Raw genomic sequence first — 21,453 nt, forward strand, 5'->3', positions numbered from 1 at the left:
CGCTACGGCTCGGGGGTGGCACCGGACGACTCGGCCGCTCCCTCCTCGGCCGACCCGCCCTGCGCCACCATCCGCATCCGGGCATTCGTGTGCAGATCGAACTGCGGACTCCGCTGATCCCCCACCCCGTACGGCGCGACCCGCTCCTCGTAATGCAGGTGCGGGCCGGCCGCGACCCCCAGCAGGTCCCCGGTCTCCACGGTCTCCCCCTGGCTGACCGTGAGCTCGGACAGGTGGTCGTAGACGTGCCAGATCGCGTTCGACTCGACCACGACCCGACCCGGCTCCACCCGGACCACCACACCGGCCAGCGCAGCCCTGACGGGCGTGCCTGGTTCGGAGCGGTAGTCCCGACCGGTGTGCCCCGCGCGGTCGTATTCGCGGACCACCACTGGGTTGTGCACCGGCGCTGCCATGGTCAGATGGTGCGGCCGTACCTTCAGATAGTCTTAAAGCCGGGCCGGCACCGCCGGATAGGGGGCCGGCTCGACCTCCAGCTCACCCATCCGCTGCACGTAGGTGCGGTAGGCCCGGCGTGCTTCGCCGTGCGCACCGCTGGCCTGGAACGCCCCGACCAGGCCTAGGTGAGCGCGCTCGTCGTACTGGTCCCGCTGCAGGATCCGGAGCAGGTACCCGGCCGCGGCGTCGGGGTCACGCCGGCCCCGCTCGGCCAGCACGCGCGCCACCCGGACGTACAGCGCCCGGGCCTCCTCCCGCATCCCGGCGGCCCAGTCGGCGTACACGTCCTCCTCCAGGAAGTCCCCGCTGTACGCCGCCTCTGCCGCCCGCAGCAACCGCAGGTCGCTGGTCGTGAGTCCCTCCCGGGCGTCGTGGAGGAAGTGCTCCACGTCGACGGCGGCCTGCTCACCATCCAGCCAGATGGTGGCCCGGTCGGCGCCAACGAACCGGTCTGGCGGGTACCGCTTCTCCGGGTCGAGCACGGACCGCACAGTCGACAGGGCGACGGACAGCCTGGGCGATGCGACCGACTCGTCCTGCTCCGGCCAGAGCAGGTCCAGCAGCTGCACGCGGGCGACCGGACGGCAGCGGCGGGCGACCAGGATCTTCAGCAGGTCGCGCGCCTTCTTAGACGGCCACTCCCCCAGCTGGACTGCCTTGCCATCCCGCAGCACCCGGAATCCGCCGAGACACTCGATCCGCACGGCCGCCGGACCGGTCTCCTCGCTCGCTTCCAGAGCAGCAGCCGCGTAGCGGGTCGCTCCGGCAGCCAGGAACTGCTGGTGAGCGCGCAGTGCGAGCTCACGGCCGTCCGGACCGCTGGTGCGCTTGGCAAGCATCAGCTCGGCCCGCGCCTCGCCCAGCTGGTCGCCCAGCTCGCTGCGGATGTTCAGCACCTCGTGCAGGACCTCACCGCCGCCTGCTGCCGCGTACAACTCGAGCGCGTCGGCCAGGCCGGCCCGGTCCCGTCGCTTGCGGCACAGCGCGGCCGCTTCCTCCGCAGTCGCCGCGGCCTCGGTCTCGTTGCCGGCGTGCAGCGTGACCCAGCCCAGCGCGACCAGTGCACCGGACAGGCCGAGGACGGGGCCGTAGGCAACTGCCTGCCGAGCCAGTGCGGCCAGCTCGGCAGCCCGCTGCGGCTCCTCGACCGCGAGCACCCGGGCCAGGCCGGCCAGGGCCGGGACCAGGGACTGCATGTCCTTGGTCTCCTCGGCGATCGGGATGGCCTCCTCGAAGCAGGCTCTGGCCATCGCACGATCACCCCGCTCGCGGTAGACCTCCCCGAGTACGGACAGCGGCTGTGCCACCCGCTTCGAGTCCAGCTTCTGGTAGAGCGCTCGCGACGCCTCCAGTTCGCCGATGGCCTCGTCCAGCCGACCGAGCCGGAGCAGAGCCTCTCCACGGTTGTTCAGCGCCAGCGCACGGAACACGGCGAAGCCTGCCCGGTCCGCAAGCTCCAGAGCGATGTCCAACTCCTTCAGCCCGAGCGCGTAGCCGCCCTCGGCGATGTGGTGCGAAGACCGGTTCACCCGGATCCGGATCGACTGCAGCAGATCGCCGGCGCGCTCGGCATGCTCGAGCGCTCGCACGTAGTTGGTGTAGTTGCCGTGCGGGTCGCTGTCGACCGCAGCCAGCATGGCGAGCACGGTGTAGGAGATGGCCAGCGCCCCGTCGTCACCGGAGACCTTTGCAGTCTCATGCGCGGCGGCGACCAGCGCACGGCACTCGTCGAACTCGCCACGCAGCCAGTGCGCTCCGGCCCACCATGCCTGCAGCAACGCCTCGTCCGTCGGGTGCTGCCCATCGATGCGTCCGCGCCGGTACGTCGCGATCGCCACATCGGTCTGGCCGCGCAGGTGGTGGATCAGTCCGAGCCGCCAGGCGATGGCAACCGGGATCTCACCCTCCGGCCCGATGATCCGGTCGAAGCACTCCTTCGCGCCTTGCCAGTCGCCGAGCACCTGCCGGGCTTCGCCCTCCAACTGGTCCATGCCGGCGTCACGTAGGTCCGCAGGCAGTGCGGCGACCGCAGCGACCACGATCTCGGCCAGCCCACCGCTGACCATCGCGTGGCCGCGCTCAGCCAGCATGCGCGCCGCAGCAGCCGGCTCGACGGCTTGGTAGCAGGCCAGCGCGTCGCGGTGCTCACCGGTCGACTCGAACCACCTGCCGGCCTCCAGGGACAGCTCTGCCATCTCCTGCTCGTCCACAGCCAGCCGGTCCTTGGCGAAGTTCTTCACCAGCGGGTTCAGCTCGTAGCCGTCCGCCTCACCGGCCGAGACGAGCAGTCCGCGTGTCCGCAGCTGCTGGAGCGTTTCGGCGCTGTCTGTCAGTCCTATTGCCTTGCACAGCTCCGACCCGAACCGCGGCAACACAGCTACGCCTGCGACCAAGCGCCGTACCGCTGGGGGCTCGGCTGCGAAGACCTCCTCGGCCAGGTAGTCGTACAGCGGACCGTCTGACCGCAGAGCACGCTGCAGCCGGCTGGTGCGCTCCGCCGGCGGTGCTGTCCGGAGGGCTTCCACAGCAAGACGTACGGCGGCTGGCCAGCCCTGGACTGCGGTCTGCAGCGACTCGGCCAGGTCGTCCGTGCCCTCACCGAGCACCTTCTGCAGTACGGCGAGGGTCTCGGGCACTGTGAACGCGAGAGCGGGCGCGTCGATCTCCAGGACCTGCCCACGGCCGCGCAGGCGGTCGATGCCGAACGGCATGTGGGTGCGAGAGGCAACGACCAGGTGCAGGTGCGGCGGTGCGGTGCGGACCAGTCCCTCGATCAGCCTGGTGGCCGGAGCCAGTGGGTCCAGCTCGTGCAGGTCGTCCAGGACCAGAACCAGGTCGTTGCTGAGGTTCTGCTCCAGGCCGTCGGCGAGCAGGGCGGCATAGGCGAGCGCACGGGTCTGTTGCTCCGCGTCGGCGTCCGGGCCGCGCGGACTCTGCAACTCGGCCGGGATCGCCTCGAGCGCAGGCACTTGACGGCGTAGCGCCTCGACCAGGCCGGAGACCATGGCTGCGAGCGATGCGTCCTCTGCCCGGACCGTGTGCCACGCGCAGGGACGCCCGGCGGCCCACGAGCTGAGCAGTGTCGACTTCCCGAACCCCGCATCCGCCACCACGGTCAGCAGCCGTCGCTGGGCACCTTCGTCCAGCAACGTCGCCAACCGGGGGCGCGCCACCGTCCCCGCCACGGAATCCACCGGCGCCCCACCTCCTCCCCAGACAGTGCCTAGGACAGCACCCCGGATCACCGCGCCGCAACAGTGCTAGCCCTGATCTCCTGGTTGAACGTCACAATCTCCCGGTCCGGGCGGGATCGGCGTCCCGGCCGATCCGGAACGCCGGGGAGCCGAAATGAGTGTTGCCGAAATGGCAACTGTTCATCGGATTCCGGCCGTCGCGGCGGAGACTTGGCTCATGGTGGAGATCGAATGGGGTGAATGGGCCGGGCACCTGCGGGAGTCGGCCGCGAACGAGGCCGACTGGAACGCCGCGGTGGCCGCCGGACTCGTGCGGGACAGCGACAAGGTGGCCGTCGACGTCGGCTGCGGAGGCGGCGGGATGGCGAAGGCGCTCGCCGCGGCCATGCCGTCCGGTACGACGGTGGTCGCGATCGACGCGGATCCCGACGTACTCGAGCAGGCGCGCGAGCACACCGCCGGCGCCGTCCGGTGCGAGCTGGCCTCGATGGACGACGGCGCCGAACCGTTGCGCAAGGCAATCGACGCGCCGGCCGACCTGATCTGGGCGTCGGCCTCGGTGCACCACGCGGCCGACCAGCAAGCAGCGATCGACGCGCTGGCGTCGCTACTCGCTCCAGGTGGGCGCCTGGCGCTCGCGGAGAGCGGTCTGCCGGCAAGGAGCCTGCCGTGGGACCTGGGCATCGGCGAGCCCGGTCTGGAGCTGCGGCTGGACCTGGCGCAGGACAAGTGGTTCGCGGCGATGCGTGACTCGCTTCCGGGGACGGTGCCGATGCCGTACGGGTGGACCGACGCGCTGACGCGGGCCGGACTGGTCGAGGTCGGGACGCGGAGCATCCTGACCGAGTCGTCACCGCCGCTGGCGGCCGAGCAGCAGGAGCGGGTCGTCACGCAGTTCCAGCATCGCGTCGAGCGGCTCAAGCCGGAGAGCGGTGGGAACGGTCATGGGCATGGTCATGGCCATGGGCACGGCCACGTCGAGTATCAGGAGTGGCTGTCCGCTGAGGACCTCGCAGTGTGGGAGCAGTTGCTGGATCCGGACAGTTCGCACTACCTCGGGCGGCGCACGGACCTCGCCGTACTGTCGGTGCGCAGCATCCACATCGGGCACGCACCACGCTGACCGGCCTGGCGAACGCGACGGTGTCGGCGCCTCACCGTAGGGTGGGTGCCCATGAACGACCGGCTGGTGTGGATCGACTGCGAGATGACCGGCCTCGATCTGGCGGCAGACGCCCTGATCGAGGTCGCAGTACTCGTCACCGACTACGAACTGAACGTGCTCGGTGACGGGATCGACCTGGTCATCGCGCCGCCTCCTGCCGCCCTCGAGCAGATGGGCGACTTCGTCCGCGACATGCACACCGCCTCCGGCCTGCTCGACGAGCTCGCCACCGGGATCCCGCTCGCCGACGCCGAGCAGCAGGTGCTCGACTTCATCTCCGGGTACGTCAAGGAGCCCCGCAAGGCCGCCCTGGCCGGCAACTCCGTCGGCACCGACCGCACGTTCCTGGTCCGCGACATGCCCCGCGTCGAAGCCCACCTGCACTACCGCAACGTCGACGTCAGCTCCATCAAGGAGCTCGTCCGGCGCTGGTACCCGCGGGTCTACTACGCCACCCCGGCCAAGACCGGCAACCACCGTGCGCTCGCAGACATCACCGAGAGCATCGCCGAGCTCCGCTACTACCGCGAAACCGTGTTCGTGCCGCAGCCCGGGCCGGACTCCGACACCGCCCGGGCGGCCGCCAGCCTGGTCGCCGACGGTGTCAACGGAGCCCCTGCCGACCCGATTTCTGGTAATCGGCCATCATCGCTATGATTGCTCAGCCGTCGCAGTCCGGACGGCAATGGTGGGTGTAGCTCAGCTGGTAGAGCACCTGGTTGTGGTCCAGGTGGTCGCGGGTTCGAGTCCCGTCACTCACCCGAAGGCGAGGGCGACTCGTGTCCGCGGAGAGCGCGGAGCGGGTCGCCTTCTCCATTTCGTGCGCCGTCGCTTCGCTCGGCGCGGGCGGGGGCTTCGCCACCCGCACCCCCTTGCGCCTTCGCTTCGCTCGGCTCCGTGGCTGGGGTTGTCGGTCGGGGTTGCGCCTTCGCTTCGCTCGGCTCCGTGGCTGGGGATGTCGGTCGGCTTACTTCGGTGGCTGGGGTTCTGCTGGAAGGATGTGCGGGTGAAATCTTCTGGGAGCTTGTGGTTGGGGTACGGGGCTGTGGTCGTCGTCACGTTCGTGGTCGGGTTTCTTGCTTTTGCTGTGTGGGTGCTGTCGAAAGTCTTCTGATCTGGGTGTGACCTGCCTTGTGGATGGATGCGTCATCTAGGCAGGAGCGTCGATCGAAGGGCTGCGATGAGGGGTTCTGATGAGTTTGAGGAGTTTGCGCGGGCTCGGATTCCGCAGTTGTACCGGACTGCTTGGTTGCTGACTGGGGATCGGCATCACGCCGAGGACTTGGTGCAGGACACGCTGGCGAACATGCTCAAGACCTGGCATCGCGTCGACAATCCAACCGCTTATGCGCGGGCTGCTATGGCTCGGACGTTTGTGTCTCAGCGGCGGCGGCGTAGCTGGTCCGAGCGGCCTACTGCTGAGGTGCCGGAGCGGGTTGAGCGGGGTGGGGATCTCGCGTTGCGGGTGGCGTTGCAGGCGGCCTTGGCTGAGCTGGCGCCGTTGGATCGGGCGGTGCTGGTGCTGCGGTTCTTCGAAGATCGCAGCGTCGAGCAGGTGGCGCTCGATCTTGGGAAGAACGCCAGCGCGATCACGACCCGGACGTCGCGGGCCTTGGAGCGGCTTCGGGCCGTCCTTGGTGACGACGCGGCTCAGTTGATCGTGCACTGAACTCACCGGGAGAACTCATGAACAACCTGAACGACACGCTGCCTGCGCTGATGCAGCGGGCTACTGAGAATCTCGAGCCGGTCTCCAACGATCTGCTCGAGCGGAGTCTGCACGAGGGGCTTCGGCTGCGGCGACGCCGTACTGCGCTCCTCAGCGTCGCCGGCGCTAGTGCCGTGCTGGCAACGGCGGGGTTGGTGGTCAGCGCAACGCAACTCGTTGGCGGACCGTCCGACGTGGCAGTGAGCGGCATTACGACCGCGCCGTCGGCGACGCCGATTGCGCCCAAGGCGACGCCGGTGACGTCGCAGGAGGTGCTGGCCACGCTGCGGGCGCTCGTGCAGGCGCCGGGGCGGACGCTGTCTGCGCCGCAGGCTTGGGGTGACAAGGGAGCGATTGGCGCCTCGTACGTGGTCGATGACGGGCAGGGGGCGTCGCGGGTGGAGGTGCTGTTGACCGGCGGTGGCGAGGAGAACCGGTGTGCTGCGGCCGGTAGCGGCTGTACCACGCTTCCGGATGGGTCGAAGGTGTTCAGTCTGATGGAGGTGCCTTCGTACGCCGGGTCGCGCAACGTCGACGGCGTGGTGTCCAACTACGTGGCACGGTATTTGCCTGACGGGCGCTTCATGAGCCTGACGAGCTACAACGGGCCGGCCGAGAAGGGGACGCCACACACCCGCGCCAAGCCGCTTCTCACCGTTGCGCAGCTGACCGAGCTGGTGCAGAGCCCGCAGTGGAAGCTGCCTGACCGCAGTGTCGTGAAGCCGTCCAAGGGGACCACGCCGGCCACCAAGACCAAGTAGGCACCTGCAACATACTGGCGGTCGACGCCTCCCTCGCGTACGGCGGAGATTGCGGGTGCGACCGGGGTGTTCCAGGGCGCGCGGCTCGGTGCGTCGATGGTGAGTCAGGCGGTGGCCGACGGCACGGTGTTCTCGGGGTGGATGGTGTTCGGCGACGTGATGTACAAGGTCGGCTACCGGGCCGACGCCGACCGCAAGCTCGTCCCGGGGACGCTGGTGAAGCAGCGGGTCGGCGCCGGCTGGAGCGGGTTCAGCACCATCGAGACCTCCCGGTACTACGACGCCACCGCGGCCTACCGCCGTACGAACCAGTACGCGCTGCGCTCCGACGGTGTCCTGTTCCGCTGGACCATGTCCGGCGACACCTGGACCAAGCCGGTCAGTGCTACCGGGTTCTCATCGCTGCGCACGATGGCGCTGATCAGCCAGACCCGGACGTACGACACGTTCCTGGCCACCACCCGGGGCTGCGCGCTCTACACGGTCCGGCTGCCGGTCACCGCGCCGCTGAAGCCGGTGGTGAAGCTGGTCCGGGCGGCGGGCAGCTGGTGGGAGCCGTACCAGAACCTGATCGCCGAGAAGTGCGGCCAGTACGGCACTCTGCTGCTCGCCATCGACCGCAACGGCCAGCACGCGCAGATGTTCGCGATCGGCCACGCCAACGGGACCGCGACCGTCATCCAGGAGTTCCACTGGGTGCAGGCCGAGTTCCCGGACCCGGTCTACTTCCGCTGGACCGTCCCGCCGGCGCCGGGCTCCAACCTCAACGGCGAGTAGGCCTCACGCGGGCGGCCGGATGATCCGCTGCTCGATGGCCCGGGCCACGGCCGCGGCCCGGGTGTCCACCTCGAGCTTGGTGTAGATGTGCGAGAGGTGGGACTTGATGGTCGCCTCACTGACGAACAGCCGCTTGGCGAGCTCGCGGTTGGACTGGCCGGTCGCGAGCAGGCCGAGGATCTCGACTTCGCGATCGGTAAGGCTCGGGCCGGTCCGTCGTACCAGTCGGGCGGCGACTGCCGGCGCCAGGACCACCTCGCCGCGGGCAGTGCCGCGGATGGCTCGGAACAGGTCCTCCGGCGGCGCATCCTTCAGCAGGTAGCCGGACGCGCCCGCGTCGATCGCGCTCAGGATGTCGGCCTCGGTGTCGTACGTCGTCAGCACCAGGACCTGTGGCGCCTCCGGCAATGCACGGAGCCGTGCGGTCACCTCGGCCCCACCTGGCCCGCTGCCGAGGTTCAGGTCCATCAGTACGACGTCTGGCCGGACAGCCGCGACCAGTTGCTCGGCACTGTGCGCGTCGGACGCCTCACCGACCACAGTCAGGTCGTCTTGTCCCTCCACGAGCGCACGCATCCCCGCGCGCACCACAGGGTGGTCATCGACCAGCGCTACCCGGATCACGACTGCTCCAGCGGTACCGATGCGGCCAGCGCCGTACCCTCACCTGGCTCGCTCTCCAGCACCAGCGTGCCGCCGAGCGCCTGGAGTCGCTCGCGGATACCGGCCAGGCCGCGGCCACGGTCCGGGTCAGAGCTACCGGCGCCTAGACCACGGCCGTCGTCGCGGACGTCCAGTACGACGGCATCGGGCTGGTAGGTCAGTGTGACGACCGCAGTGGTCGCGGCAGCGTGTTCGAGCACGTTAGCCAGTGCACCACGCGCCGTACGCAGTAGTGCGGTTTCCACGTCCGGCCGGAGTGCCACCGGCGTGCCGTGCACCTGGACCTGCACATCGACTCCACTGTGCTCGGCCAGTCGCTCGCATGTCTGCCGCAAGACGTCCGGCAGCGAGCCGCTCACCAGATCCGCGGGCGCTAGGTCGCGGACGACCCGCCGTACCTCATCTAGGCCGTCGCGAGCAGTCGCCGCTGCCTGCGACGCGTGCTGGCGAGCAGCGCCTGGCCGGTCGTCCCACTCGCGTTCGGCCGCCTGCAGCAGCAGGTTGATGCTGGACAGCCCCTGCGCCACGCTGTCGTGGATCTCCCGCGAGAGCCGCGCCCGCTCAGCCAGTACGCCGGCCTGATGCTGAGCGTCTGCCAGGTCGCCCTGCGCCGCGTGCAGGTCGTCCAGCAACGCCTGCCGCGCGAGTGCATCCCGCTCCAACGCCCGGTAGGCGCTGACAGCCAGTACGGCGACGCACACCGGCCCCAGCACGATCGTCGGGTCCAGTCGGTTGGTCATCCGGGTCCACGTGACCACAGTGGTCGCGACCATGCCGGCCACCACCACACAGGCCGGCCAGAACGGCAGCACGCGCAGCGCCACGAACGACAGCGGTACGGCGCACCACGCGAACGACGGCGCCAGCAGCACCAGCCCGAACCACACCGCCACCAGCAGCCCCAGCCACACCCGCCCAGGCAGCACCCGGTACGCCGCGTAGGTCGCCAGCAGCACACCGGCTCCGGCAAGCACCCACGGCGCCCGGTCGCCGAATCCGTGCCCGGTCAGGTACCGCACCGTGGAAGCCAGCACGAGGACGACGAACGCCGTGTGCAGCGCCGTCACCAGCCCGTCGGCGCGGGCGGGGATCCCGGTCACCCACGGTAGCTGCGTTCGTGAAGTGGTCATGTCGAGCCGATGGTAGGCCCGAACCACGGCCGGGAAAATCATCCGTTCGGCTATCCGATCGTCCCCGAACGCCCGTCGTACCCCAGCCGCCCAGGGAGCAGGCTTGAGACATCCACCCCTTGTCGAAGCGAGGTACTCATGTCCGTCCGCTCCCTGTCCGCCACGCTGGCGCTGTCCGCCGCACTGCTCGGCGCAGGTGCTCCTGCTGCGTTCGCATCCGCCCGGCCCGCCAGCTACGAGCTGCCCGGTGACGCGGGCGGGTCCAAGTACGAGGGCATCGGGTACGACGTACGCACGCAGCGGTTCTACGTGTCGGAGACGACCGGCGGTGAGATCCACCGTGGCGACCTGCGCTCCCCCGGCGCGACGGAGTGGTTGCGCGGCGACGGCACTGACGGCCGCTGGACCGCCCGCGGCGTCACCGTCGACTCGGAGGGCCGGGTGTACGTCGCCGGCGGTCCGAACGGCATCGACCACCCGGGCGCACCCGACCTGTGGGTGTACGACCGGGCCGGTCGACTGCTGGCCGCCCTGCGCACCGGCGTGCCGAACGCGTTCCTGAACGACGTTGTGATCGGGCCGGACGGAGCGGCGTACTTCACCAACTCCAACGCACCGCAGGTGTTCCGTGTGGCCGAGCAGCACGGCGACTGGACCGTGCGGACCTGGGCGGACGCCACTGCGACGATCCCGACGCAGGCCGGCTTCAACCTCGGCGGCATCGTGCTGTCGCCGGACCGCCGCGCACTGGTCGTCGCCCAGGGCAACGTCGGCAAGCTGTGGCGCTTCGACCTGCGCAGCGGCAAGGTATCGGCTGTGGACACCGGTACGGCGGACCTGGTCAACGCGGACGGTCTCGTGCGGGACGGCAACGCGCTGTGGGTCGTGCGGAACTTCTCGCGGGTGCTGAGCACCCTGCAGCTGTCGCAGGACGGCCGTACGGCGACGCTGGTCTCGGCGACTCCGACCGACCCGACCCGGGTGTTCACCACTGCCAAGCTCGCCCAGGGCAGGCTGCTGCTGGTGGACAGCAAGTTCGACGAGCAGGTCGCCGTACCGCCGTACCAGGTCGTCGCCTTGACCCCGCCACGCTGATGAACAGAGTTGTCGCCATGGCTGCCGTCGTCCTGATGGCGGCAGCCTGCTCCCCCGCTGAGCCGCCGCCGCCCGCTCCGACCCCGAGGACGTCCACTGTGCGATCACTGGACCAGCAACTCATCGACGCCGCCTGGAAGAACGACGTCCGCACGGCAGGTCGGCTGATCACGGCAGGCGCAGACGTGAACGCGGTCGACGACACCGTGCAGAGCGCGTTCCTGATCGCGGCTAGCGAGGGCTACCTCGAACTGCTCGAGCTGACCCTGCAGCACGGCGCCGACGTGCGCAGCCTGGACAGCTACCGCGGTACGGCGCTCATCCGCGCCGCCGAGCGTGGTCACGCCGCCGTCGTCGGCCGCCTGCTCCGCGCAGGTGTCGCTGTCGACCACGTCAACCGGCTCAACTGGACCGCACTGCATGAGGCGGTGCAGCTGGGCGACGGCAGCCCGCGGTACGTCGACACCGTCCGGCTGCTCATCGCCGCGGGCGCGGACCGCAACCCCGCCGGCACCACTCCGGTTCCTGCTGGCGATGGTGCCGTTGCGGCCGCGCTAGGCACCAAACCGCCGGCGCGCGACGACGCCACGGATGCTTTGCTCGAAGCAGCCGAGGCAGGGGACGCCAACCGGGCAGCGGCGGCACTCGGGGCCGGCGCGGAGCTGGAGTCTCGTGATGCACACCGCCGTACTGCGCTGCTGCTCGCCTCACTGCACGACCGCGTCGACGTCGCCCGGCTGCTGGTGACGCTCGGCGCAGACCCGGACGCGCAGGACGACCGGCAGGACTCCGCCTGGCTGGTCACCGGCGTCACCGGCAGCGTGGCCATGCTGGAGACGCTGCTGCCGGCCGACCCCGACCTCACCCTGCGCAACCGGTACGGCGGCATCTCCGTCATCCCGGCCAGCGAACGCGGCCACGTCGACTACGTCCGTCGCGTGGTCAAGACCCCGATCAACGTCAACCACGTCAACAACCTCGGCTGGACCGCCCTGCTGGAAGCCATCATCCTCGGCAAAGGCACCGAGCCCTGGCAGCAGATCGTCGGCATTCTGCTGGCCGCCGGCGCCAACCCGTCGCTCGCCGACGCAGACGGCGTCACCCCACTCCAGCACGCCACCAACCGCGGGTACGACGAGATCGCCGACCTTCTGCGCGACGCCGGAGCGCGCTAGACCCAGATAGCGGCCGTCACGCCCTCGCCGAGGACCTCAGGAGGATCCGGGTAGGCAACCGCCTTGCCCTCGGCGTACCGCCCGGCCGTCCACGCCACCGCGGCCGCATCGAGCACGTCGTCGACGGCTCCATACTCACCAGCCGCGCCGATGTCGGCGGGCATCAGCAGACCAACGCTCGCCAGCAGGCGCCTGCGCTCCTCGATGCCCGCCCAGGTCGACTTCGGATGCTCCAGCGAGTGGCCCGCCATCGTCGCGAAGCAGACCTCCGGATGCACCTCGATCACCGGACAGCCCGCGGTCGGCGCCCAGGCGTCCACCTCCAGGATCCGCTGCGCCAACGCATAGGACTGCCTGCTGATCCCCTTCCCGGTCAGCCGCAGACTGACCTCCAACGCCTCCGCGTACGTGGCCGCCGCGACCGCATCCCGCACCGGCGTGGAGAACACCGACGACGCTCGCCGTCCAACCATCCGCCGGGCCAGCACGTCGGCCTGCCGCGCTCCAGTCGCGGGCATGCCGACCGGGATGTCGATCCCGACCACGTCCAGGGACCCGTCCTGCGCCGCCGCCGCGACCACCTCGTCGATGGTCCGGCCGAAGTACCCCCGCAGCTCCCCCGAGACCCCGACCCACCCCTTCTTGCACGCATCGACTCCAAGCACCATGGCTCACAGCCTTCCACGGCGGGCGTGACACGATGGCTGGGTGCTGGTGATCGGTGGCGGGGTAGACGACGCGGCGGTTGAGTTGGCGGTTGGACATGCGCTGGTACGGCGGGTGTCGGCCGGCGAGGTGACGGAGGCGTTGCGCGTCTACCGGCCTGCGTCGCCGGTCGTGGTGTTCGGACGACGGGACACGCGGCTGCCCGGGTTCGCGGCTGCTGCGCAGGCTGCTCGGGCCGCTGGGTTCGAGCCGCTGGTGCGGGCAGTGGGCGGGCGTCCGGTGGCCTACACGACCGAGGCGCTGGTGGTGGACCACGTCAAGCATGAGCAACTCGCACCGGACGGCCTGGAGACCCGGTTCAAGGAGTACGGCTTGCTGTACGCCGACGTACTGCAAGCTCTCGGGATCGACGCGCGGGTGGGGGCAGTGCCTGGTGAGTACTGTCCGGGTGCACACAGCATCAACGCGCGCGGTGTGGTGAAGCTGGTCGGCACCGGGCAGCGCGTCGTCCGTAACGGCTGGCTGTTCAGCGCACTGGTCGTGGTGGGTGACGACGAGCGGCTCCGGGCCGTGCTGACGGACGTCTACCGGCATCTGGAGCTGCCGTTCGACCCGGTGTCGGTCGGCTCGCTGTCGACGGAGGTGCCCGGCCTGACCGTCGACATGGTCCAGGGCCAGCTTCTTGACGCGTACGGCGCGCCCAGCCCGGTCACCCTGGACGACGCAACGCTCGAGCTCGCGGTGTCTCTCGCGGCCGATCACCGGGTCGACGCATGATCCGGGAGATCGCTGAAGGAGTACGCTCCGGGCGGCTGGATCCCGTCGTACTGGTCGAAGAGGCGCTTCGGCGTGCCGACGAGAGTCAGCACCTCAACGCTGTGGTGCATCTCGACGCGCCGGGTGCGCGGAAGGCGGCTGCTGACCATCCGCGCTCGGGCGCGTTGGCCGGCGTACCCGTGCTGGTGAAGGAGATCATCGAGGTCGAGGGCCTGCCGTTCCGCTGTGGGTCGGCCGGGATGGACGAGGTCGGCCGGCGGGATGCCGAGGTGGTCGCGCGGCTGCGGGCGGCCGGGGCGATCGTGATCGGGCTGAGTCATACCCACGAGTTCGCCTACGGCTGCACCGGTACGTCGAACCGCGTCGGGCCGTGCCGCAACCCGCACGACCCGAGCCGGATGACCGGCGGGTCGAGCTCCGGCGCCGGCGCGGCCGTTGCCGCGGGCATCGTTCCGCTGGCGCTCGGGACGGACACCGCGGGCTCGGTGCGGATCCCGGCCGCGTTGTGTGGCGTGGTCGGCTTCAAGCCCGCCTACGGGACGCTGCCCGTCGACGGCGTGTTCCCGCTCGCGATCAGCCTCGACCATGTCGGCGTCCTCACCACAACCGTCGCCGACGCGGCGTACGCCGTCGCTGCGCTGACCGACCTGCCCGTTGGCGCCGGGCGGGAGCCTGAGCGGCTGGGTGTCGTGGTGAACGAGGAGTACCTGAACTACACGCCGGAGGTCGGCACCGCCTGGTCCGACGCGATCAGTGGATTGTCGACAATCGACGTACGCCTCCCCGACTGGGCGGAAAGCTTCCAGACCGCTGCCGACCTGCAGGGCCCGGAAGCAGCCGCCAACCACGCCGGCCGAGACACCAGCCACTACCAACCCGACGTCCAGGAGCGGCTCCGCGAAGCCGCAACCGTCCCCCGTGTCCGGTACGACGCCGCCCGCACCAAGGCCGTCGAGATCACCGCTGCTCTGGACGAGCTACTCCACGAGCACGATGCGATCCTCACGCCGACTGTTCTCACCACAGCGCCACCCATCGACGCCGTGGACACCCCGTCCGGCGCCGTCGCCGTACGCACGTCACTCCTGAGCAACACCCGCCTGGCCAACCTCACCCGGCACCCCGCGATCACCATTCCCCTGCCCACAACAGGTCTCCCCATCGGCCTCCAGGTCATTGCCAAGGACAACGACCAGACAATCGCAACCGCCCACTGGTTGGAGCAGCGACTGCGCTAGGACATCCGGAACGTGGTCAGGTCGGGGTTGTAGCGAGCGGCCAGGTAGTAGGGCCGGGCGATGCTTTCCAGGGCGTCAGGCGAGTCGATCGCGCGGTCGAGCAACGTCAGGTCGAAGGGCGCTGTGGACTGGTGGTTCCTTCGAGCACGGTCTCGACCAGCAGCGTCTTCCCGATGCCCGCCTCGCCCCGGACGAGCACAGCCGCCGACGAGGTCGGCAGCGTGGCAGTAAGCCCCCTGAGAAACCCGACCTCATCCCCTCGACCCACCAGCTCGGTGGCCACCTGCCCATCATGCGTCACCCAAGGCAGTTGGTGTAGCCGTACCTGCTGGTGCAGGTACGGCTACTGGTCAGGCGGTGTGGACGCGGCGGCGCTGGACGAGCCACATTGTGGCGAGTGCGATGGCGGCGCCGCCGATCGCTGAAGCGCCTGCTTGAACGGCCTCGGTGCCGGTGTCGTCGACGGCGGTCAGGGCCGTGCTGGTGTCGGGCACCCCGGCCGGCTCCTCCGGGTACTCGGGGTAGTTCGGCGGACCAGCCGGGACGGCCTCGGTGACCCTAGGACTCGGTTCGTCCGGGGGCATCGCCGATGCCGCCGTCGCGCCGATCATCGTGGTGCCGGCTGCGAAGGCGAGCGCGGCGAGGATGGACAACGGGTGCTTCATGGCCAACTCCTTGCGGTGAGAATTGCTTGCATCACCACAGTCGTCGCGCAGCCCCGCTGCCCACATCGGGCATCTGCCCACACCTCGCCACCCGATGTCCTTAGGCAGCTCCCGAAACGCCTCAGGTCCGGTTGCTGAGGCAGCGGGCGGGAAGGTCGAACCAGCGGAGGTGGTCGAAGTCGGCGTTGACCTCGCCGTCGTGGTCGGGGGTGCCTGGGCAGGTCGAGAGCAGGTCGCGGGCCTCGGCCAGGTAGTCCTCGAGGGCCGACTCGGGGGCGGTGTGGTCGTGGTGCGGATACCGGAGCGTGCCGTCGGCGTCGTACCCGACCTGGGACAGCCGCATCGGGGGCTCGATCGGGCCGCGGTGGTGCCGCCACAGGCCGTTGGCCGGGTCGAAGCGGTAGTCGCCGAGCAGCCGCCACCCGTCGCGGGCGACCAGCTTGACCGCCTCGACGACGTACGTGAGGGCGGCCTCGGAGATGAAGTAGTTGAAGTTGACCCGCACCCAGCCCGGCTTGATCCCCTCGCAGCCGTGCAGGATCTCCGCGGCGAACTCGTGCGACCGCTCGAGGTCGATCCCGAGCAGCGTGTGCCCGTACGGGCCCGCGCACGAGCACCCGCCGCGCGACTGGATCCCGAACAGGTCGTTCAGCAGCGCGACCACGTAGTTGTGGTGCAGGTACCGTCCGGACGGCGCCTTCACCACGAACGACACGATCGACAGCCGCTCAGCGTCCAGGTTGCCGAGGATCTGGATGTTCGGCTCCTGCTGCCAGGCCTCGACCGCGCGCCGCAGGTAGGCGTCCTCGTGCGCGCGGATCACGTCGATCCCGACCGCCTGCTTGAGCTGGAAGGCCAGCCCGGCCCGGATCGACCCGATGATGTTCGGCGTGCCGCCCTCCTCCCGATGCACCGGATCCTCGAGGTAGCGGTGCTCCAGCGGGTTCACGTACGCGACCGTCCCACCGCCAGGCACGTCGGGCACCCGGTTGCGGATCAGCTCCCGGCGGGCAACCAGTACGCCGGGAGTCCCCGGCCCGCCGATGAGTTTGTGCGGACTCAGGAAGATCGCGTCCTTGTACTCCAGCGGGTCGTCGCCGTACATGTCGATCTCCACGTACGGCGCCGCCGCGGCACAGTCCCAGAACGACAGAGCGCCGTACCGGTGCAGGAGCTTGGAGAGCCGGCGCGTGTTGCTGACGATCCCGGTCACGTTGCTGGCCGCGGAGAACGAGCCGATCTTCAGCGGGCGGTCCGCGTACTGCACGAGCCGCGACTCGAGCTGGTCGATGTCGATGTGGCCGTCGTGGTCCTGGCTGATCACGACCACGTCGGCGATCGACTCGCGCCACGGCAGCTCGTTGGAGTGGTGCTCGTACGGCCCGATGAACACGACCGGGCGCTGCTCCGGCGGGATCTGGTCGGTGAAGTGGTAGGTGTCGTCGAGCTCGGCCGGGATCCGCAGTCCCAGGATGCCGATCAGCTTGTCGATCGCGCCGGTCGCACCGGAGCCGCAGAAGATCACCGCGGTCTCGTCGTCGCCGCCGACGCTGTCGCGGATGATCCGGCGGGCGTCCTCGCGCAGCCGGGTGGTCTGCAGGCCGGTCCCGCTGGACTCGGTGTGGGTGTTCGCGTATCGCGGCAGCACCTCGGCGCGGATGAAGTCCTCGAGGAAGGTCAGGGCGCGTCCGGAGGCGGTGTAGTCGGCGTACGTCACCCGGCGCGGCCCGTACGGCCCGTACATGACCTGGTCGTCGCCGATCACCGAGGCCCGGATCCGGCGCAGCAAGGGGGTGTCGGGCGGCATACCGGCCGTCACGTCAACCCGCTCCCCCTGGATGGTCATGGCGCCAGGGTAGAGCGCGCGAGTGACTTTCGTCTCGTGCTGTCGTGCCGCGTTGTGGATAAGGTCGTCGCAGTCGACGGCGAGGGAGTTGGGGATGACGTTTTCCACCGAGCTGTGGGACCGCGGTGGGGCGCCCGTGTACGACGAGATCGTCCGGCATCCGTTCATCACCGGGCTGACCGACGGCACGCTGGACCACGACGCGTTCCGTTACTTCATCGTTCAGGACAGTCACTACCTGCGCTCGTACTCGCGTGCCCTGACCCTGGTCGCCGGCCGCGCGGTCGACGAGGACGCGGTCAGCATGTTCGCCCTGCACGCGGCCAACGCGATCGCGGTCGAGCGGGAGCTGCACGCGTCGCTGCTCGGTTCGCTGGGTCTGACGTCGGCGGATGTCGACACAGCCGGGTCCGGGCCGACGACGACGGCGTACATGTCCTATCTGACCGCAGTGTGCGCGACGGGCACGTACGCCGAGGCCGTGGCCGCCGTACTGCCGTGCTACTGGATCTACCGCGACGTGGGTCGCGAGCTGCTGAAGCGGTCGTCACCGGACCCGCTGTACCGGCAGTGGATCGAGACGTACGGCTCGGAAGAGTTCGACGCTGTCGTCGAGTCGGTGCTTGCGGTGACCGACGGGCTGGACGTGAGCGCGTCGGAGCGGGAGCGTTGTCACCAGCACTTCAGTACGACGTGCCGCTACGAGTGGATGTTCTGGGACGCCGCGTACCACAAGCTGGATTGGCCGGTCGGATGAAGGATTTCTACGACGCCGTGATCGTCGGCGGCGGGCACAACGGCCTCGTCGCCGCCACGTACCTGGCCCAGGCCGGGATGTCCACGCTGGTCCTGGAGCAGCAGCGCCATACCGGCGGCGCCGCGGTCAGCCAGCAGGTGTTCGCCGGGGTCGACGCCCGGCTGTCGCGGTACTCGTACCTGGTCAGCCTGTTTCCGGACAAGATCGTCGCGGACCTGGGCCTGTCGCTGGACCTCCGGTCGCGCGCGGTGGCGTCGTACACCCCGGTACGGCGCTCCGGCCGCGACGTCGGCCTCCTCGTCGAGCGACCGGAGGGTGCGGGCACGCGTGCGTCCTTCGAGGCGCTGACTGGGAGCGATGCGGAGTACTCGGCCTGGTCCGAGTTCTACGGCGCGGTCGGGTCATTGGCCGAGGTGATCGCGCCGACCCTGCTCGAGCCGTTGGAGCCGGCCGCCTCGATGCGCTCGCGGATCGACCCGGCCCTGTGGGACGAGATCATCGAGCGTCCGCTCGGCGAGACCATCGAACGGCGGTTCGCCGACGACACCGTGCGCGGCGTGGTGGCGACGGACGGGGTGATTGGCACGTTCGCCGGCCTGCACGACGAGTCACTGATCCAGAACCGGTGCTTCCTCTACCACCTGATCGGCAACGGCACCGGCGAGTGGCGGGTGCCGGTTGGCGGGATGGGCGCGGTCACGGACGCCTTGGCGGCCGCGGCTCGGCGGGCGGGCGCCGTACTGGTCACCAACGCCTCGGTGACGTCCGTCGAGGCGGACGGCGTCGGCGCGTCGGTGACGTGGCTCGGTGGGGACGGCGAGCGGTCGGTCGACTGCTCCTACGTGCTGTCGAACGTCGCGCCGACCACGCTGGACGCGCTGCGTGACCGCCCGGTCGGCGTGAAGCCTGAGGGGTCGCAGCTCAAGATCAACCTGCTGCTGTCCCGGCTGCCTGAGCTGAAGTCCGGGGACGACCCGCGGCGTGCGTTTGCGGGCACGTTCCACATCGACGAGGACTACAGTCAGTTGGAGTCCGCGTACCGATCGGCTGCGTCCGGCGAACTGCCCGCCGTACCCCCGTCGGAGGTGTACTGCCACTCGCTGACCGACCCGTCGATCCTGTCCCCGTCGCTGGTTGCCTCAGGCCACCACACGCTGACCGTGTTCGGCGTGCACTTCCCGGCCCGGTTGTTTGCCTCCGACAACGACGCGGCCCGGGAGGAGTCGACCCGGCGGGTGCTGGCCGGGCTGGCGTCGTACCTGGCCGAACCGCTCGAGGACTGCATCGCCCGGGACCCGGACGGCAACCTGTGCGTCGAGGCCAAGACGCCGTACGACATCGAGGAGTCGGTCGGCATGCCCGGCGGCCACATCTTCCACGGCGACCTGCAGTGGCCCTGGGCCGCCGACGACACCGACACCGGCCGCTGGGGCACCGAGACCGACGTCGCCAACCTCCTGATCTGCGGCTCCGGCGCCCGCCGCGGCGGCGCCGTCTCCGGCATCGGCGGCCACAACGCAGCCATGTCCCTCCTCACCCGCTAACCGATTTCGCATCTCCCATCCACCCCTGCTACGATCCTCATCGTTCGACCGCAAGACACAACACAACACAGGCGCCGCTAGCTCAATTGGCAGAGCAGCTGACTCTTAATCAGCGGGTTCGGGGTTCGAGTCCCTGGCGGCGCACAAACACCCAGGTCACGCAGGTGCCCTGGGTTTCTTGATGTCCGCGACGCACTCAATACGCACTCAAATGCCGCGCGCCGACTCCGAGCCGATCCGCACACCGCCGCCTCGTGCACCACCCGCGGCCGCCGGATCGCGGTTCATCTGATCGTGACTGTGCGTCACATCACATCGCTTCGCAGCGTTGCCGACTTCTCCGATTCGGCGCCGTCCCCAGCGTTGAGCTTCCAACCATCAGACAGGTTGGAGGCTTGACATGGCGAAGCCGCCGATCCCTCTCGGCTCTTGGGGCGAGATCTCGACCTGGGTCACAGCGACCGACGGCAAGGGCAAGCCGATCAAGTACAAGTCGCAGGCCAAGTTCCGCGACCACGACGGCCACGTCCGCCAGGTGTCGGCGTACAGCAAGACCAAGACAGCGGCCGAGCGCGCCCTGCTGAAGAAGCTCCAGGACCGCGCCAAGACCAACCAGTCAGGCGAGCTGACCGCGCTGCACAAGATCAACCACCTGTTCGACCTCTGGGAGAAGAGATTCGAGGCACTGGTCGCCGACGGCACCCGCTCACCAACCTCCCTCGACACGTACCGGCGAGCCCTCAAGAACCACGTCCGCCCCGCCCTCGGCGAACTCCGCATCGGCGAAGCCACCACTCCTCGCATCGACACCGTTCTCACCAAGATCAAGACCACGGCGGGCGCCCCAACCGCCAAGACCTGCCGCGCCATCATCTCCGGTGCCATGAAACTCGCCTCCGCTACGGTGCCCTCTCGGTCAACCCCGTCCGTCAGGTCGACTCCATCGAAGCCGCGCCCAAGGCTCCACCTCGTGCCCTGACCAGCGAAGAGGTCACGCTGCTTCGCAAGAGCCTGGCAGCTGACGAACACGCCGTCGAGGCCGATCTGCCTGACCTGGTGACATTCATGCTCGGCACCGGCGTCCGCATCGGCGAATCCCTCGCCGTCCTCTGGCACCAAATCAACCTCGACTCCGGCACCGTCGAAATCACCCACACCATCGCCCGCCTCAAGGGCGAAGGCCTCATCCGCAAGCCCACGAAGTCGAAGGCCGGCGAACGCCTCCTCCACCTCCCCAACTGGGCCATCGCCATGCTCCGCACCCGCCACGCCGCAGGCATCCGCCTCGACAGCCCGGTCTTCACCGACACCCTCGGCGGCTACCGCGACCCCTCCAACACCCGCCGCCACCTCCGCACAGCCCTCTCCCCCGTCGCCAACACCGCCCGCCGCGACCTAGGCCTCACCCTCCGAGCCCTCCGCCGCGAAGCACACCTCACCCGCAAGCAAGTCGCCGAAGCCCTCACCTGGGCCCAAACCAGAATCGAACTCATCGAAACCGGCCGCATCAAAGTCGACCGTCAACTGATCACTGACCTGATCGGGACCTACGGCCTTGAACTCGAGAACCTGCCCGCCCTAGCCACTGCGGTCGACAGAGCGACCCAACCGACCGAGTCCGACAAACTCGCCTGGATCCGCTCCCACGCCCTCCGCAAGACCACCGCCACCGCCCTGGACGAAGCCGGCCATACCGCTCGCCAAATCGCGGACCAACTAGGCCAGGCCAGGTCTCCATCACCCAGGACATCTACCTGGCCCGCCGCGTGGCGAACCCTGCCGCGGCCGAGGCTCTCGAACGAGCCTTCGACGACCCCGACTTACCCCGACTAG

Annotated in this window: 21 protein-coding genes and 2 tRNA genes; 15 read left to right on the top strand and 8 right to left on the bottom strand. The window is 69.5% G+C overall.

The features are described from left to right. Positions 1-2 precede the first annotated feature (2 nt). Together ACIBGM_RS05735 and ACIBGM_RS05740 are read right to left on the bottom strand one after the other, a co-directional pair. Positions 3-416, bottom strand: a complete 414-nt coding sequence (locus ACIBGM_RS05735; protein WP_360526537.1) for a M23 family metallopeptidase — start codon at positions 414-416, stop codon at positions 3-5. 33 nt (positions 417-449) lie between these two features. After that, positions 450-3,653: a tetratricopeptide repeat protein gene (locus ACIBGM_RS05740; protein ID WP_360526540.1), complete on the bottom strand. Its 3,204-nt coding sequence runs from the start codon at positions 3,651-3,653 to the stop codon at positions 450-452. A 217-nt stretch (positions 3,654-3,870) separates the two neighbouring features. Between ACIBGM_RS05740 and ACIBGM_RS05745 the strand changes: the two genes are divergently transcribed. The 6 genes from ACIBGM_RS05745 to ACIBGM_RS05770 all read left to right on the top strand — a co-directional run bounded on the left by ACIBGM_RS05745 (position 3,871) and on the right by ACIBGM_RS05770 (position 8,064). Next, positions 3,871-4,776: a class I SAM-dependent methyltransferase gene (locus tag ACIBGM_RS05745; protein WP_360526543.1), complete on the top strand. Its 906-nt coding sequence runs from the start codon at positions 3,871-3,873 to the stop codon at positions 4,774-4,776. Between the two features lie 51 nt (positions 4,777-4,827). Beyond that, a complete protein-coding gene (gene orn, locus ACIBGM_RS05750; protein ID WP_360526546.1) occupies positions 4,828-5,475 on the top strand; it encodes an oligoribonuclease in 648 nt (215 codons plus the stop codon). Positions 5,476-5,506: 31 nt separating this feature from the next. Then, a tRNA-His gene (locus tag ACIBGM_RS05755) sits at positions 5,507-5,579 on the top strand. Between the two features lie 419 nt (positions 5,580-5,998). Beyond that, entirely contained in the window at positions 5,999-6,487 is a 489-nt protein-coding gene (locus ACIBGM_RS05760; protein ID WP_396384612.1) for a SigE family RNA polymerase sigma factor, read from the top strand. A gap of 17 nt (positions 6,488-6,504) precedes the next feature. Then, positions 6,505-7,287, top strand: coding sequence for a hypothetical protein (locus tag ACIBGM_RS05765; protein ID WP_396384613.1), 783 nt, complete (start codon positions 6,505-6,507; stop codon positions 7,285-7,287). Between the two features lie 96 nt (positions 7,288-7,383). Beyond that, complete coding sequence (locus ACIBGM_RS05770) at positions 7,384-8,064, top strand: hypothetical protein (protein ID WP_396384614.1); 681 nt, start codon at positions 7,384-7,386, stop codon at positions 8,062-8,064. Between the two features lie 3 nt (positions 8,065-8,067). On the opposite strand, the gene ACIBGM_RS05775 is transcribed toward ACIBGM_RS05770, so the two are convergent. Beyond that, on the bottom strand, positions 8,068-8,688 hold the full coding sequence (locus tag ACIBGM_RS05775) for a response regulator transcription factor (RefSeq protein ID WP_360526561.1): 621 nt from the start codon (positions 8,686-8,688) through the stop codon (positions 8,068-8,070). Next, positions 8,685-9,857: a sensor histidine kinase gene (locus tag ACIBGM_RS05780; protein ID WP_396384615.1), complete on the bottom strand. Its 1,173-nt coding sequence runs from the start codon at positions 9,855-9,857 to the stop codon at positions 8,685-8,687. The genes ACIBGM_RS05775 and ACIBGM_RS05780 overlap by 4 nt, the downstream gene beginning before the upstream one ends. A 138-nt stretch (positions 9,858-9,995) precedes the next feature. Between ACIBGM_RS05780 and ACIBGM_RS05785 the strand changes: the two genes are divergently transcribed. Further along, on the top strand, positions 9,996-10,952 hold the full coding sequence (locus tag ACIBGM_RS05785; protein ID WP_396384616.1) for an SMP-30/gluconolactonase/LRE family protein: 957 nt from the start codon (positions 9,996-9,998) through the stop codon (positions 10,950-10,952). Positions 10,953-10,969: 17 nt separating this feature from the next. Continuing rightward, entirely contained in the window at positions 10,970-12,127 is a 1,158-nt protein-coding gene (locus tag ACIBGM_RS05790; protein ID WP_396384617.1) for an ankyrin repeat domain-containing protein, read from the top strand. Here ACIBGM_RS05790 and ACIBGM_RS05795 read toward each other — a convergent pair. Further along, the gene (locus ACIBGM_RS05795; RefSeq protein ID WP_396384618.1) at positions 12,124-12,795 is read right to left on the bottom strand and encodes a DUF429 domain-containing protein; all 672 of its coding nucleotides are present in this window, start codon (positions 12,793-12,795) and stop codon (positions 12,124-12,126) included. The genes ACIBGM_RS05790 and ACIBGM_RS05795 overlap by 4 nt on opposite strands. A 40-nt stretch (positions 12,796-12,835) precedes the next feature. Here ACIBGM_RS05795 and ACIBGM_RS05800 point away from each other — a divergent pair, with 40 nt between their 5' ends. Together ACIBGM_RS05800 and ACIBGM_RS05805 are read left to right on the top strand one after the other, a co-directional pair. Next, positions 12,836-13,570: a lipoyl protein ligase domain-containing protein gene (locus ACIBGM_RS05800; RefSeq protein ID WP_360526576.1), complete on the top strand. Its 735-nt coding sequence runs from the start codon at positions 12,836-12,838 to the stop codon at positions 13,568-13,570. Beyond that, positions 13,567-14,808, top strand: a complete 1,242-nt coding sequence (locus ACIBGM_RS05805; protein WP_396384619.1) for an amidase — start codon at positions 13,567-13,569, stop codon at positions 14,806-14,808. Before ACIBGM_RS05800 ends, ACIBGM_RS05805 begins: the two co-directional genes overlap by 4 nt. A 106-nt stretch (positions 14,809-14,914) precedes the next feature. Here the strand turns inward: ACIBGM_RS05805 and ACIBGM_RS05810 are convergent, their stop codons facing one another. The 3 genes from ACIBGM_RS05810 to ACIBGM_RS05820 form a co-directional block, all read right to left on the bottom strand. After that, positions 14,915-15,091 (bottom strand): hypothetical protein, encoded by a 177-nt coding sequence (locus ACIBGM_RS05810; RefSeq protein ID WP_360526582.1) that lies wholly within the window; start codon positions 15,089-15,091, stop codon positions 14,915-14,917. Positions 15,092-15,158: 67 nt separating this feature from the next. Continuing rightward, on the bottom strand, positions 15,159-15,473 hold the full coding sequence (locus tag ACIBGM_RS05815; RefSeq protein WP_396384620.1) for a hypothetical protein: 315 nt from the start codon (positions 15,471-15,473) through the stop codon (positions 15,159-15,161). Positions 15,474-15,594: 121 nt separating this feature from the next. Next, positions 15,595-17,319, bottom strand: coding sequence for an aminotransferase class V-fold PLP-dependent enzyme (locus tag ACIBGM_RS05820; protein WP_360526588.1), 1,725 nt, complete (start codon positions 17,317-17,319; stop codon positions 15,595-15,597). Between the two features lie 94 nt (positions 17,320-17,413). Here ACIBGM_RS05820 and tenA point away from each other — a divergent pair, with 94 nt between their 5' ends. From tenA to ACIBGM_RS05845, 5 genes are all read left to right on the top strand, one after another. Beyond that, positions 17,414-18,076, top strand: a complete 663-nt coding sequence (tenA, locus tag ACIBGM_RS05825) for a thiaminase II (RefSeq protein WP_360526591.1) — start codon at positions 17,414-17,416, stop codon at positions 18,074-18,076. Then, a complete protein-coding gene (locus ACIBGM_RS05830; protein ID WP_396384621.1) occupies positions 18,073-19,620 on the top strand; it encodes a phytoene desaturase family protein in 1,548 nt (515 codons plus the stop codon). The genes tenA and ACIBGM_RS05830 overlap by 4 nt, the downstream gene beginning before the upstream one ends. A gap of 71 nt (positions 19,621-19,691) precedes the next feature. Next, positions 19,692-19,764 (top strand) — tRNA-Lys (locus ACIBGM_RS05835). Positions 19,765-20,020: 256 nt separating this feature from the next. Next, complete coding sequence (locus ACIBGM_RS05840; RefSeq protein WP_396384622.1) at positions 20,021-20,599, top strand: phage integrase central domain-containing protein; 579 nt, start codon at positions 20,021-20,023, stop codon at positions 20,597-20,599. An 86-nt stretch (positions 20,600-20,685) separates the two neighbouring features. Beyond that, entirely contained in the window at positions 20,686-21,453 is a 768-nt protein-coding gene (locus ACIBGM_RS05845) for a helix-turn-helix domain-containing protein (RefSeq protein ID WP_396384910.1), read from the top strand.

Origin of the sequence: Kribbella sp. NPDC050470, assembly GCF_044458365.1 — a bacterium.
In the GTDB taxonomy this organism is placed as follows: domain Bacteria; phylum Actinomycetota; class Actinomycetes; order Propionibacteriales; family Kribbellaceae; genus Kribbella.